Origin of the sequence: Nocardia sp. SYP-A9097 (assembly GCF_009649815.1) — a bacterium.
GTDB lineage: Bacteria > Actinomycetota > Actinomycetes > Mycobacteriales > Mycobacteriaceae > Nocardia.
In genome coordinates, this window is record NZ_WJIC01000004.1 from 106,280 (window position 1) to 120,217 (window position 13,938).

General features: G+C 64.5%; 10 protein-coding genes and 1 tRNA gene. 4 read left to right on the forward strand and 7 right to left on the reverse strand.

The window, feature by feature from the left end:
* Positions 1 to 405: 405 nt before the first annotated feature.
* Positions 406 to 1,008, reverse strand: coding sequence for a PPA1309 family protein (locus GFY24_RS10560; protein WP_309230706.1), 603 nt, complete (start codon positions 1,006 to 1,008; stop codon positions 406 to 408).
* 175 nt (positions 1,009 to 1,183) lie between these two features.
* Between GFY24_RS10560 and GFY24_RS10565 the strand changes: the two genes are divergently transcribed.
* Positions 1,184 to 4,168 (forward strand): UPF0182 family protein, encoded by a 2,985-nt coding sequence (locus tag GFY24_RS10565; RefSeq protein ID WP_309230707.1) that lies wholly within the window; start codon positions 1,184 to 1,186, stop codon positions 4,166 to 4,168.
* Positions 4,169 to 4,313: 145 nt separating this feature from the next.
* On the opposite strand, the gene GFY24_RS10570 is transcribed toward GFY24_RS10565, so the two are convergent.
* Positions 4,314 to 4,853: a transglycosylase family protein gene (locus GFY24_RS10570; RefSeq protein WP_153804833.1), complete on the reverse strand. Its 540-nt coding sequence runs from the start codon at positions 4,851 to 4,853 to the stop codon at positions 4,314 to 4,316.
* Positions 4,854 to 5,376: 523 nt separating this feature from the next.
* Here GFY24_RS10570 and GFY24_RS10575 point away from each other — a divergent pair.
* A tRNA-Met gene (locus tag GFY24_RS10575) sits at positions 5,377 to 5,450 on the forward strand.
* Positions 5,451 to 5,715: 265 nt separating this feature from the next.
* Here GFY24_RS10575 and GFY24_RS10580 read toward each other — a convergent pair.
* The 4 genes from GFY24_RS10580 to GFY24_RS10595 all read right to left on the reverse strand — a co-directional run bounded on the left by GFY24_RS10580 (position 5,716) and on the right by GFY24_RS10595 (position 11,791).
* Entirely contained in the window at positions 5,716 to 6,036 is a 321-nt protein-coding gene (locus GFY24_RS10580) for a hypothetical protein (protein ID WP_153804834.1), read from the reverse strand.
* Between the two features lie 127 nt (positions 6,037 to 6,163).
* A complete protein-coding gene (locus GFY24_RS10585) occupies positions 6,164 to 9,265 on the reverse strand; it encodes a DUF4132 domain-containing protein (protein ID WP_153804835.1) in 3,102 nt (1,033 codons plus the stop codon).
* 892 nt (positions 9,266 to 10,157) lie between these two features.
* Positions 10,158 to 10,589 carry a hypothetical protein gene (locus GFY24_RS10590; RefSeq protein ID WP_153804836.1) on the reverse strand — a complete coding sequence of 144 codons (432 nt, stop codon included), beginning with the start codon at positions 10,587 to 10,589 and terminating at the stop codon, positions 10,158 to 10,160.
* Positions 10,590 to 10,894: 305 nt separating this feature from the next.
* A complete protein-coding gene (locus tag GFY24_RS10595; RefSeq protein ID WP_153804837.1) occupies positions 10,895 to 11,791 on the reverse strand; it encodes an SGNH/GDSL hydrolase family protein in 897 nt (298 codons plus the stop codon).
* A gap of 111 nt (positions 11,792 to 11,902) precedes the next feature.
* Here GFY24_RS10595 and GFY24_RS10600 point away from each other — a divergent pair, with 111 nt between their 5' ends.
* Complete coding sequence (locus GFY24_RS10600; protein WP_153804838.1) at positions 11,903 to 12,469, forward strand: TetR/AcrR family transcriptional regulator; 567 nt, start codon at positions 11,903 to 11,905, stop codon at positions 12,467 to 12,469.
* A 71-nt stretch (positions 12,470 to 12,540) separates the two neighbouring features.
* Positions 12,541 to 13,149, forward strand: coding sequence for a TetR/AcrR family transcriptional regulator (locus GFY24_RS10605; protein WP_153804839.1), 609 nt, complete (start codon positions 12,541 to 12,543; stop codon positions 13,147 to 13,149).
* 60 nt (positions 13,150 to 13,209) lie between these two features.
* Here GFY24_RS10605 and GFY24_RS10610 read toward each other — a convergent pair whose 3' ends face one another.
* Positions 13,210 to 13,905 carry a hypothetical protein gene (locus GFY24_RS10610; protein ID WP_153804840.1) on the reverse strand — a complete coding sequence of 232 codons (696 nt, stop codon included), beginning with the start codon at positions 13,903 to 13,905 and terminating at the stop codon, positions 13,210 to 13,212.
* Between the last annotated feature and the right edge of the window lie 33 nt (positions 13,906 to 13,938).

Sequence of the window (13,938 nt, forward strand, 5' to 3'; positions counted from 1 at the left end):
GCATTTTGTGCCTGCGATTTCCGTGGCAAAGCAGGTATCGCTGGGCGCGTCGCCTGCCGTACCCGGCTCGAGCTACCGGACTATGCCCGGATCGTCCCGTTCTGGACGGGAAGACTGGCCATGGTTGCCTTATCGAGCCCAAAGACCAAAGACAAAGACACCAAAACAGACCCGCGCGGGGTTGGACGATTGATCACCGGGAACTGACCGGGGCGACACGCCGTGGGTGGCCACGGTGGGTTCCCGGTGATCAATCGTCCAGGTCGTGGTGGGGTTTTTGTCCTGTTTTTTTCTCGTCTTGTTTCTTTTGGTCTTGTTCTTTGCTCTTCTTGTCCTGGCGTCTTTTGTCTTTGAGTCTTTTGCCTTGTGTCTCTTGGTCTTTCGGGTTCTGGTCCGCGGGGCGGGTCAGTCCTCGGGTTCGTTCTCCAGGGTCTGCCGTACGGCCTCGACCAGGTTTGGGGCGAGGTTGGGGGCGGTGCGGAGTTCGAGGTCGCCGAAGGGGTCTTCCTCGTGTTCGGCGGGGCGGACCTGGAGCAGTGACAGTGAGGTGCCGTCGCGGAGGACGCCTACGAAGAGGCGGGCGTCGCGGCGTTCGGGGTGTGCGACGGCGGCTTGGCGGGCGGCCGAGTCGGCGGCGTCGGGATCGGCGAGCAACGGTTCGATGGCGTCGTCGAGGGTTTGTTCGGCGTCGGGAGGCAGTACGACGATCTGCTGCACCAGGACGCAGCCTTCGACGGCGAGCGGCCAGCTGGTGGTGGCCAGGAATTCGTCGAGTGCGCGCGGGTGGTCACCGTTGATGTCTTCCGGGAACGGTTCCTGCGCAATGGGAGTCAGGGCGTCTTTTTCGTCGACTTGATCCAGCAGCGAAGGTTCGGCAGCCACCAGGTCCACGGTCGGTACCAGGGCGAACATCTGCGGCGGGCGGTCCCAGCCTTCGCCGTCGGCATACTCGGCGACTTCGCGGATGCACCGGTACAGGGCGGATGCGGCCCACTGCTCAGGGTTCACCACACAATCCTCGCATCGAGATGTCGGAGTCTCGAGTCCGGGTGTTGGGCCGGATCGCGGGCGATTTACGTAGAGTGGGGCGCGAACGGTCCCCTGGGACCAACTCGCATCATCGGACTGCGGTGCACCGCCCGGTTTTCCCGGCGGGCCTGCCGGACCCTGGGAGAGTGGCATCGTGGGCATGCGCCCCCCGACTGGCTTACCTTCGCTGTCACGTCGCAGTCGAGTGCTGCTGGTAACAGCACTGGTACTGGCGGCACTGTTATTGGTCGGGCCGCGGCTCACCGACGCTTATACGAACTGGTTGTGGTTCGGCGAGGTCGGTTTCCGCGGTGTCTACCACCGGGTGCTGTTGACCCGGTTCCTACTCTTCCTCGTGGTGGCGGTGGTGGTCGGCGCGATCATCTGGCTGTCGCTGCTACTGGCGTACCGCTCCCGGCCGGTGTTCGTACCGGTGTCGGGACCGGGTGATCCGATCGCGCGCTACCGCACCACCGTCATGAGTCGACTGCGCTTGTTCGGCATCGGGATTCCGCTGCTGATCGGTCTGCTGTCGGGTCTGGTGGCGCAGTCCAGCTGGGCGACGGTGCAGCTGTTCCTGCACGGCGGTTCGTTCGGGGCGAAGGATCCGCAGTTCCATCTGGACATCGGCTTCTACACCTTCGATCTGCCGTTCTATCGCATGGTGTTGAACTGGTTGTTCGTCGCCGTGGTGATCGCGTTCTTCGCGAATCTGGTGACGCACTACGTCTTCGGTGGTCTGCGCCTCGCGGGTCGCGAGGGCACGCTGAGCACCGCGGCACGTGTGCAGCTGGCCGTGCTGGCCGGACTCTTCGTGCTGCTCAAGGCGATTGCGTACTGGTTCGACCGGTACGCGCTGCTGTCGAGTACGCGTAAGGAGCCGACCTTCACCGGTGGTTCGTACACCGATATCAATGCGGTCTTGCCCGCCAAGCTGATCCTGCTGTCCATCGCGGTGATCTGCGCGGTGGCGTTCTTCGCCGGAGTCGTATTGCGCGACTTGCGGATTCCGGCCATGGCGGCGGCGCTGCTGGTGCTGTCCTCGGTGCTGGTCGGCGCGGTGTGGCCGCTGCTGGTGGAGCAGTTCTCGGTGCGCCCGAACGCGGCGACCAAGGAGAGCGCGTATATCCAGCGCAATATCGAGGCCACGCGTGATGCGTACGGGCTCACGCCGGACAAGGTCGAATACACCAATTACAAGGGTGAGGCCACCAAGGATCCGATCACGGTCCCGGCCGATCAATCCACCGTCAAGAACATTCGCCTGCTCGATCCGAATCTGTTGACGCAGACGTTCATTCAGCGCAATCAGCAGCTGCAGAACTTCTACGGCTTCCCGGATCCGCTGGATATCGATCGCTACAACATCAATGGTGAAGTCAGCGATTACATTGTGGCCGCGCGAGAGTTGCAGCCGCAGAACCTCTCCGGCAACCAGACGGACTGGATCAACAAGCACACCGTGTACACGCACGGCAATGGTTTCGTCGCCTCCCCGGCGAATCGGGTGAACCAGGCTCCGCCGAAGGACACCCAGGCGGCGCAGGCGGCGGCGGGCAGTGACTCCGGCGGCGGCTACGGCTATCCGGTGTTCACCGTTGGCGATCAGTCCACGGTGAGTGACCTGTTCACGCCGAAGGACAAGGAAGCCATCAAGCTGGATCAGCCGCGCATCTACTACGGCGAGCTGATCTCCAAGGGCGATGCCGATTACGCGATCGTCGGCGGCAACAACCAGGCCCCGCGCGAATACGACACTCCCACAGATCAATACACCTACACGGGTGCGGGCGGCGTCTCGATCGGCAACTGGTTCAACCGGTTTGCGTTCGCGGCCAAGTACGCCGAGCGGAACATTCTGTTCTCGGGTGCGATCGGTTCGGATTCGAAGATCATCTTCAACCGCAATCCGCGTGATCGTGTCACCCAGGTCGCGCCGTGGCTGACCGCCGACGGTGATGTGTACCCGGCCGTGGTGGACGGTCGCATGCAGTGGATCGTCGACGCGTACACCACGCTCGACAACTACCCGTACGCCCAGCGCACCTCCCTCGACGGCGTGGTCGAGGACAGCATCGACCAGACCACCGGCCGACTGCTGCCGCGTAAGGAGGTCTCGTACATCCGCAACTCGGTGAAGGCCACCGTCGACGCGTACGACGGCACCGTCACCCTGTACGAGGTGGACAAGACCGATCCGGTGCTCAAGGCGTGGAGCGGAGTGTTCCCGAACGCGGTCAAGCCGGAGAGCGCCATCAGCCCGGATCTGCGCGCACACTTCCGGTATCCGGAGGACCTGTTCAAGGTGCAGCGCGAAATGCTGGCGAAGTACCACGTGGACGATCCGCGAGAGTTCTTCACCAACAACGCCTTCTGGTCGGTGCCGAACGATCCGACGCAGGAGGGCGCGGCCAGCGGTATGCATCAGCCGCCGTACTACGTACTGGTCGGTGATCCGAAGACGGGCAAGGCGACGTTCAACCTGACCAGCGTTATGGTCGGGTACAAGCGACAATTCCTGTCCGCCTACATCCAGGCGCACTCGGATCCCGAGAACTACGGCAAGATAACCGTTTTGAAGTTGCCACCGGATTCACAGACACCGGGTCCGGGTCAGACACAGACGTCCATGACGACCAATGATCAAGTGTCGAGGGACCGGAACCTGCTGACCGGCGGCAATGTCAACAAGATCAAATACGGCAATCTGCTGACGCTCCCGGTCGGTGAGGGCGGCATCCTCTATGTCGAACCCTGGTATCTGGAACGCAATGCCGGTGGTCCGAACACGCCGTCCTTCCCGCAGCTGGTGAAGGTCCTGGCCAGCTACCGCGACAAGGTCGGCTACGGCTCCACGGTCAAGGAGGCCCTCGAACAGGTCCTTCCCGGCACCGGCAGCGCCGCCACCGACCAACCGAATCAGGGCACCGCTCCGCCTAACAACCAGGGCACAGCACCGCCCAATAACCAGGGCACGGTGACCCCGCCCGCAACGGGCAAGGACGCCGCCGTCAAACAACTCGACGACGCCCTCAAGGCGGTCCAGGACGCCCAGAAGTCCGGCGACCTGGGCCAACTGGGCAAGGCCCTCGAGCAACTGCAGAACGCGGTGAACAACTACGAAAAGGCCGGTGGCTGATACCGGTTGAACACCGAGGGCGCGCCGCTCGTCGAAATCGACAGCGGCGCTTCTTCTTTCGTCCAGCGACAATAAAAGGCGCTGCCGTCCACGTTGACGGCAGCGCCTTTCGCTACTTCCGGTATGAGGAAGGAGTGTGTGGGGGTCAGCGGCCCCAGGACTCGATGAGGGCGGCGTTCTGGTCGAGGACCTGGTGGTACTGGCCTTCGACGCCGAACTGCTCGGCGAGGCCGCCGGCGACATCCTTGGCCTGATCGATGAGGGCCTGCTTGTCGCTGGGGAGCGGGGCGGGGGCTGCGGGTGCGACGGGGGCCGGTTCGACGACCGGCTCCGGCTCGGGGGCTCCGGTGCGCAGGTACTGGCCGCAGACGGGCCAGGCGCCGACACCCTGGGAGGCGAGCACGTTCTCGGCGACGCGGATCTGCTCGGCCTTGGAGGCGGAGCTGGCGGTGCCGGTGCCGCCATTGGCGGCCCAGGTGCCCTGCGAGAACTGCAGGCCGCCGTAGTAGCCGTTGCCGGTGTTGATTCCCCAGTTGCCGCCGCTCTCACACTGGGCGACGCCGTCCCAGTCGTGGGTGGGGGCTGCCGAGGCTGTCGCGGTGAAGCCGAACGGGACGGCAACAAGTGCGCCCGTGACGGCGACGAGGCCGAGGGTGCGGGAGTTGATCTTCCGGTTCTGTTTCATGATGTTTTCCCTCCCTGCGCCCACCCACGCGGCCGATTTGCTGAGCCGTGTCCCTGTCCCCAGGAGCTCTGGGTACCAAACCGCGGGACAGGGTTCCGGAGTGCGGCGGTTCGGTGCGGTGCCCATCACGGGTTTGATCCGGGCCATGTCTGACGATAACGAGGAAATCTCGGCAGATCACGTCTTGATAACTTCGGAATTGCATGAAGCGAATAACAGTAGAAATGGCATTCATGCAGGTTGGCTATGCTGCATTTGGTAAATCCGATCGGTCTGTTATACGCCCGTGATGTGATTCAACTCACTGTGAAAATGTGACTCCAGTCACGTTTCGGGCGCGTTTCGCGCGACACGCGGGCCTGAACGGCCGTCCAGGTGGAGGTTTTTCGGTGCTACTCCTCCGTATCGCAACCGTCCGGATGGTCGGATCGCTCGCCAAGATCGAACTCGTTACCCGCCGAATAGCCCCTGACCAGCCGATTTGGTACTGGCGATGAGCCGTGTGTAATGTTGTGTTCACCGACGCGGGGTGGAGCAGCTCGGTAGCTCGCTGGGCTCATAACCCAGAGGTCGCAGGTTCAAATCCTGTCCCCGCTACTAGGTAAAACGGCCCGGAACCAGCTGGTTCCGGGCCGTTTTCGCGTTCATATGGCATCACGTTTGGCATCATTAGCCGAACTTAGTTTCAGGGGGTGCGCTGCAGTCCCGGGGGGTTTCGTGGCGTCCCAGCATGTAACTGGCTGCGCGGGCAGTGCCGTCCTCGTCCATGCCGGGCAAGACATGTCGGTAGGTCTTCATCGTGAAGACGACGTCAGCGTGCCTAGCGCGTTGGCTGACCACCTTCAGGCAGCCAGACCACTTCTCAGCCGGGCAGCGTGCGCATGAGCTGAGTGTCGAGACCGCCGTCTCCGTGCAACTTCACCCACCCGAAGGAACGCAGTTCGAGAATCCGCCCCGTGGACATCACCTCGCCGAGGATCGGCTGCCGCGAATCCGCCTGCGTGACAGCGCCCAGGTACTGCCGCAGTCGCGTCAGATGCTTGGGAGCCTCGGCGAGCGCCGCGACCACGTGATACCGGTGTGGAATCTGCAGCTGCCGTTCGATTTCGCGCTGCCACTGCTCGTCGTGCCGGTGCGGGCGGGCGGAATATCGGCCCACCGCTGCTGTTCGCCGGGCAGCCACGCCAACCGATACGGGCGATGCACCGCCTCGACCTCGATCACCGTGGGTTTCGGTCGCTTGCCCACCCACGGTGGAGACACCAAGATCTCCGGTAGGTCCTGCGGCCCGGCCTCGGTCATTGCGTTGCTCAACTCAGAATCCCCAGTTCACGAATCAATTCGGACGCGACGATCGGGTCGAGTTCCCGCAGGGTCGCCCCGTGCACCGTGGCGCGGGTAATGGTCTGCTTCTCGTCCTCGTGGAACCTGCCCAGCCACAGCCCGGGCTCGACGGTGACTTCGGCGTGGACACGGTCCGCGAGCAAGCGCCACAGGCGGGTCACGACGTTCCCACCGTCTCCCTCCCACTGCCAACCGAGTCGCTTGAGGGCCAGCACCGTTCCCGTGCGCACACTCCGATCGGTGAGGCGATCCAGCACATCGTCGAAGCCCGGTGAATCAGCCGTCCACCACAGACGATCCAACTGCGGGAAGGGGGCGAGGATTTCGTAGTCGGCGAACAGCCCCGCCCACTCCGCTACCGACTCGCCCAGATGGACGGGATGCGCGATACCGACGAGCGCGTCATCGGCCAATTCCATGGCCTCGTCGTCGATGTCGGCGCGACTGCCGTCCTCGGCGATCCGGAACGACCCGGTGACCGCGCCCGACTCGTCGAACACCACCCAGACAAGGCTGCGGGCCAGGTGCTGCAGCACTGGATGGTCGATGAACAACCGCTGCTGTTCCGCGCCGGACCAGCGTCGCCCCGACAGCATGGCAAGCTCGAGCCGCTTGGTCTGCGTCGCCGCTGTCGATTTCAAGATCTCCTTGAAGGCGGTGTGGGCCTGGTAGGCCGAGACGGCCTTGTCCTGATCGTCTTTGGCCGTCGGCCGGGGCAGCACCTTACGGGTGCCCGCTGCGCTCCACCCGCCGTGGCTGTCAGGCACGGCGTCGAAGACGAGTGGACTCAGCCGCTGATCGATCCGGACCAGGAACGCGCGGGTGCCGTAATCGATGACCAGCGAGCCGGTTTCGCCCAGCCCGAAGTCCGGCACCAGGCGGTCGGCGAATTGCTCATCGGTGAAGCCGCGCGCATCCGCGATCTGACGGACGGCCACGGATGCGTGCTTCTTGAACGCCTTGGCCTTGGCCTGCTGCGAGATCCGGCGCAGCACCGTGAGTGAGGCGTCGCTGTCGATGGCGACCAGCACCCGCAGCGCGGCCTCGGCGGGCGAACCCGCGCTGTAATACCAGGACCGGATGATCGGTTCCAGCCGCCAGGCGGTCTCGTCGTCACCGAACAGCGCCAGCGCTCGCATCACCCAGATGCCACCGTCGGCCATCCCGGAGAACATCCACGCCTCGAACAGTCCCCAGGCGAAGTCCCGCAGCGAGTCCGGTTCGGTGAGCGCCGCGAGTTGCGCGATGCTCGGGTGTTTGCCGTGGGATTCGACCACCGCGAGCATGGTGACCAGCGTGTGCACGGCCGCATCGGGTACCGCGAGGCCGCTGTCCCGCAACACGATCGGTGGCAGACCCGCGAGCAGTAGCCAATCCGGCGGTGCGGGAATGTCTTTCGGCGGAGTCCAGCTGTCCGCGATCGTGGTCACGGTCCCGAACGCATCAGGCGCCAGCACCATCGCCGTCGCCAGCAGCGTGTCGCGGTGTCGATCGGCCAACGTACGTACTGCCTTGTCGGCGGCGGTCCGGGACTTGCCGGGTACGTCGAGGATCGCAGCGATGAGATCCGGTGCGGCCGTGACGATATGCCGATCGAACCAGCGAAGAGCGGTGAGGCGGTGTTTCTTCCCATTGAGCCACCCGATCATCAAGGTGGTCACCTGAGTTCCGGTGAACGGCATCAGGATCGTCGGGTCGATATCGCCTACCTTCGGCCCGAACGTCAGCAGGAAATCCGCCGCATCCGCACTGCCGACCCGGCTGACCGACCGCCGCTGATCATGGTGCGCGGCCCAACGCGCCTGTTCGCCGGGCAGCCAGTCCAGCGAGACCGGCCGGTGTTCGAACGTGGACCCGACAGCCGGGCGGGCTCGGGCAACCCGGGTGACTCGCTGCTCGTGCAGTGGCGTCCGCAGCGGTTCCGGGAGCGTGTCGAGATTCGCCCACGCACGCGGCGGCACCGGAATTCCGAATTCGGCGGCGAGTTCCGGGCGGGTGCGGGCGTAGCGGTCGCGCAGCTCGCGCACTACGGTTGCCGGTTGTTCCTGCCCGGCCAGCACTCTCATCGCGCGTCGCGGGTAAAGCGCCATCGCCGTGAGTATTTGAGCCGAGATGCTGGGTGGGTTCACATGGGACAGCAGGAAGGAGAACGCCTCGTCGGAGGGGAGATGCGCCAGCATGTCGGCAAACCCCCGGTCCCAGCCGTGCCGAGCATCGCGGATGAGCTGATCCAGCAGGGTGGCCGCGTCGGCCCCCAGTCGAGCGACGCCCTCGGAGAGGGCACGCCCCCACGTCGGCCGGCCGGCCTTCTCGACCAGTTCGTCGAGTTGCTCGCGGGTGGTGATCGACATCAGCAGCAGCTGATACGCGTTATTGATCGGGCGCGCCGGGCGCGTCGCGTCGCGGATGTCCGCATCGACCCACTGCTGCTCGGTGGGTGCGAGTATCGAGGTCGCGATCCGCGCGACCGGGTGCGCGTCCGGACCGCGCAGTTCACCGAGCCGGGCCACCACCGCGCGGTAGGTGTCCTCGGGGAGCATCGAGAGATGCAGCCGCATCCGGTACAGGATCGGCGTGTACATCGAACCGCTGATGTCGTCGGGACGCCGCGGGTACGGGCCGTAGACCTCCGTTTCCGGGTGACGCGTCCAACTCGAATCGGCCAACAGCACAGTGGCTTCGGCCGCGAACACCGGGCCGTAGGTGTGGACCCAGCTGGATGCGACGGCGGCGTCACTGTTGGACGAGCTATGACCCTTCGCCAAGACCTGCACGAGCACAGCCGCACCGAGTGGGGTCGCCGAGGCAGGGGATTCCAGTGCCGCCAGACCGCTCGCCCCGAGCGCCGTATCCCCGGCGGCATCGCATGCCTGACGAATCTCGGAGTGCCGCTCGTCCACCTGTGCCGCGAGCCAGGCCGCCGACTCCGAGCAGTACGCGGCCCACCTCGCCGCCAACTCGGGATCCAGCGGCGTCACCGGTCCGCACGCCCGGCCGCGCGCAACGGGCCAATCCGCGGGCACCTGCCAGACATCCTCATCGAAATCGATGGGCATCGCGTGAGTCATGCTCTCTCCCAAAAATATTGCGTCCCACTCGCGCAACAATCTAGGAGGCCACTACGACAAATTCGCGCCAAGCCGAACGCCACGATCACTCCGCCCTGAGCTCCACGGTGGTGATGAACTCGTGACCAGCAGGGGTACAGGGACGTGACGCGGGTTCTGTGCGGTGTGGCTGGGCTGTACAGCCACGAACGGTGGCGACAGCGGATCCCCTTGTCGCAGTGGTCGTTTCCAGTGCGGATTCGCGAAGTCGGAGACGCTGTCGTCGCTGTGGATCGCTGGGTCAACGCCAGGATCTGGCATCGAATTTGGCATCACGACAGCATGGGAACCATCAGACGCGGTGGGGCTGGGCGGACATCGGGGACGTCAGAAATTCCGTCGACCTGCACTAACGGGATGCTGTGGCATGTGATCGCAGATGCGGGACGGTGCCTCGTTGGCTCATAACCCAGAGGTCGCGGTTCAAATCCTGTCCCCGCTACTTACGAGGGCGGTCCTGACCAGTTGGTTTCAGGACCGCCCTCAACCTTTATCGAGGTTCGTGGCAACGGATTTGGCATCATCCCGATTCGGCTGTGTCGATGGTCGCCCTTGGGCCGGTGAAATGTATCGCTACCAGCTGATATCGAGCGGAACGCAGCGGAACGGGTGGGACTGCGATCGCTGGGTTACCAGCCCATTGGTCCTAGACGGTTGGCCAGGTTGAGTTTCGTTGACGTCCATGATTTTTCGGGTCTGGGCGGCTTCCCCCGCTGTCCCGTAAGGTCGGCGTGGTCAATGGTGCTGCGACTGATCTACGGGCACTGCTGCGGCCTTCGGCGTCCCACTCCCTGTCGAAGCCCGCTACCTAGGCTGAATCGCCTCGGCTTCGGAGCGAGTCCCCAATGATCTGTCACGGTGTGGGTTCGTTTCGCCGGGGCGGCACGTACAGCATCGACAACAACGCGAACCCGCCGTGAGCTGCGGATTTCCGCCGATTTGGCGGTAGTTCGGCGGGCTTACCAGCGGGCGCCGTGGTAATCCCGTGCCGCCTGTCTTCGGCGCGGCTGATGATGATGTAGTTGCCTTCGGCGTCGGCGGGGACTTGTTCGTCGTAGACGCAGTTCATCACCCTTGTGGTGTAAGGGGATTCGTTCATGCAGAAGGGCATGTAGCGGAGCTGGCCGGTACCCATGACCGGGTCGTGGTTGTAGGTGGTGGGGCGGGTGGGGATCTTGCCCTTCACTTCGACGACCTTGCCGTAGTCGCGGTGCAGGATGGTGCGCAGGTAGCCGTCGGGGATTCGGTCGGGGTAGCGCAGGACCCGGTGGTTGGATTCACTCATTGCGAGGGCCCCGTCCGACGGCAGACGAGTCTGCCCATTGTGCTGTTTCCCGGTGCCTCGTATGGGTCTCGTTGGCCGGTCGCGGATCCGCGTTCTCGGTTCGCTCCGAGGACCCACAGGCGGCCGCACGTGACAGCAGCAGGGCCGCCGCGAGAACGGCCCGAATCCGAACCTTTCGTCGAAGCGCTGAAGAACCCATGACTACTGCCTCGGTCGCGACATGATCAATTTGCCAAGAGTTAGCCATAACTAGATGAGATTCGGTGCCGACTTCGTTCATGCGACTCCCACAACGGGACCCTGGGTCACCGCAGGAGCGGCAGAAAAGTGTCGGCGATGACTTGGTAGCCGGTGTCGTTGGCGTGAATGTCGTTGCGGGACATATTGGTCCACTCCATTACTCGGGACACGTTGAGTGGCACCTGCTGATCGCCGTAGGGGACCATCGGGGTGAGGGCGTTGGTGGCGAACACGGCCGAGACGTCGGCGAGGGGGATCGCGTGGCGTGCGAAGGCGTCCCCGATGCTGGAGTTGACCATTCCGGTCAGGGGCATGGTGATCGCCGCCAGGACCTGGCCACCGGGTTCGAGGTATTTCGCGAGGAACGGGTTGTAGAGGTTCATGCCGACGATCCGGGTGTGCGGTCCGGCGACCGTCTGCAACCTGTCGAGAATGATGTTGAGGTTCGGGCCCATCGCCTTGATGCCGGTGAGCACGCACGCGACGTCGAAGCGGCCACCGAGTGCGCATCGATCGACGTCGTTGGCACCGATATCGAGGGTGACGATGACATTGTCGTCGTGATGAGCGCGCAGAAATGCCTCGGCTTCCACCAATTGCGGGTCGGTGTAAGGGTGTTCGAATCCGCAGCCGCCCTCGAGCATTGTGCGGGTGGACTCTCCGGGGCAGCCGAGGTTGGTGAATTCGAACCCTTGGTCGCGTGACTGAGCCTCGGTTCCCAGGGTGCGGGCGATGTCTTGCGCGTACCCGCGCCCGACCAGATAGTGGTCGTAATTGTGGCTGCCGGGCAGGGTTTGGAAGCCTGCCGCTAGCGAGTCTCCGAGCGCGAGGTAGTACTGCGTCGACCGATCACCGGTATTGGAATCCGCGGCGGCGTGCCCGGCACCACCGGTCAGTGCGGCCGCTGCCAGCGCGGCGGTCGCCGCGATCTGCGAGATCTTTCGGGTGTGGGGTGATCGCACGTGAGGACTCCTTGTTCGAGAATCGAACGGATTGGTTAGTCAATTGACTACATTGTCGGCGCGTACGCTACGTTAGTCATATGACTACATCAAGTGCGCGGTGGTGTGGAGTTGCCTGACGCGACGCCGACAGGCAAGGACGCAGTGGTCGCCGCCGTCCTGGCCAGTGCCGCAGACCTTTTCGCGCAGCGGGGCCCGGCCGCGACGACGGTGCGCCACATTGCCGCGCAGGCGGGGGTGAACCACGGGTTGGTCTTCCGATACTTCGGCACCAAGGACCAACTGATCGGGGCCGTGCTCGATCATCTCGGGATGGAAATGGCGACCCTGCAGAATTCGGGAGCCTCGCTCGAGCAGCTCGACGCAGGATTCGAACGCCAGTGGCGCGTGCTCGCTCGCGCCATCCTCGACGGGTTCCCCGTAGGGCAACTCCAGAAGCAATTCGCCGGAATGCAGGGCCTGCTCGAACACGCGCTCACCCTGCACGACGACGATGTCACAGCCAGGACCGCTCTCGCCAATGCCGTTGCCCTCCAGTTGGGCTGGCGATTGTTCGAGCCATTCCTGCGCGCCGCGGCAGGCATCGAGGACGTCGCCGAATCCGATCTGCGCGAGGCCGTGAACACCGAAATGGCACGAATATTTCGCCCTGCCCACTCCGGGCCGACGACGATCTAGACGCCCTGTCGATTTAGAATCACCACGTCCACTTCCGATACGATGTCCACAATCGTTTCGGAAGGGGATTCATGGCATCGGAGGATCGCCGCAGCCGTCGCACCCGGCGACTGCTGCGCGAGGCGTTCGTGGCACTGATCCTGGAACGCGGCTACTCCGCGGTGCGGGTCGAGGAGATCACCGAACGAGCCGACTTGGGCCGCGCCACCTTCTATACGCACTTCGCCGATAAGGACGCGCTGTTGGACAGTGTCGTCTCGGAATTGATCGACGAAATGCACCTCCGCCTACAGCCTTTGATGGCCGATTCGGTGAAGGCGTTCACCGGCAAACCGGTGCTCGAACTCTTCCGTCTCGCCGCGCATGAGCGTGAGGCCTATCGCGTAGTGCTGCGCGGCGAGGGTGACGGCCGAGCCCTGCGTCGATTCACCGAGGACCGCGCGAGCGCGGCGGCACGGATCTTCACCGAACGCGCCGCCGCTCAGGGCGTGACCCTGCGGGTCGATGCCGACATACTGGCCCGGGCCTGGGTCGGCGAACTGGTCGCCACCCTGACCTGGTGGCTGGAGTCGGGCAGCACCTTGACGCCCGAGCAGATCACCGGCGAATTGGTGAATCTGTCGCTGCGCGGCCGGTATTGGGCATCGGGCTTCGACGACGAGCTCCCGGTACGCGGCTGAGTCGATCCAGCGCTCTCGCCAAAGAGATTGCGGGAGAACCGGATCGACTACACCGTGCGCTCAGCGGGTTTCCGGGGAGGCCGCCGGCATGGGCGCGGTGATGGCGGTGAAGTACTGCACGGCCGAGGCCAGGGCGACCGGCGCGGCGATGAACAGGGTGCCGCCGATCGCACCGATCGGTGCGGTGACCAGGGCCCCGGCCACGCATCCGGCCAGTGGACCGAAGATCGCGGTGAGTACCGCGCTCGGGGCGGCGACCACGCCGCCGATGACACAGCCCACCCCGGCCGCCAAGACACCACCGACAATGGCGCCCATCATGACCGAGAAGCGAACCTGCCCATCCATCTTGGTGAAGGCCTCCTTATCGCGTTCGTCGCGGGTGCGCGCGGTGACCTCCCGCATGGTGGCGATCGGCGCCGCTGGCGTGGCGCGCGCCGGATCCAGGATCGGGGTCAGGGTCGCGGTGCGGCCGTCAACGACCGCCGCGATGGGAAAGATCTTGTCGTCGAGGTGAAATGAGAGCGGCAGGCTCGCCAGGAGCTGACCGTCTGCCGCCTTCACGACCAAGGTGTCCCGGTCGACCGCGATCGATCCGGCGTCGGTGGTGATCACGGCGGAGTCGCCGTGCTGGGCAGCGGTGTAGTTCACCGCCGAGGTCGTCGCAAGGGCCGGGTCCGCGTGCACAATACCTGTCGAGGCGGTGATGACCCCCGCCCCGAGCACTGCGGTGGCAACGACTGTCCTGATCTTCATTCTTCTTGGTTCCGTTCTCTACGAGGGCATCTG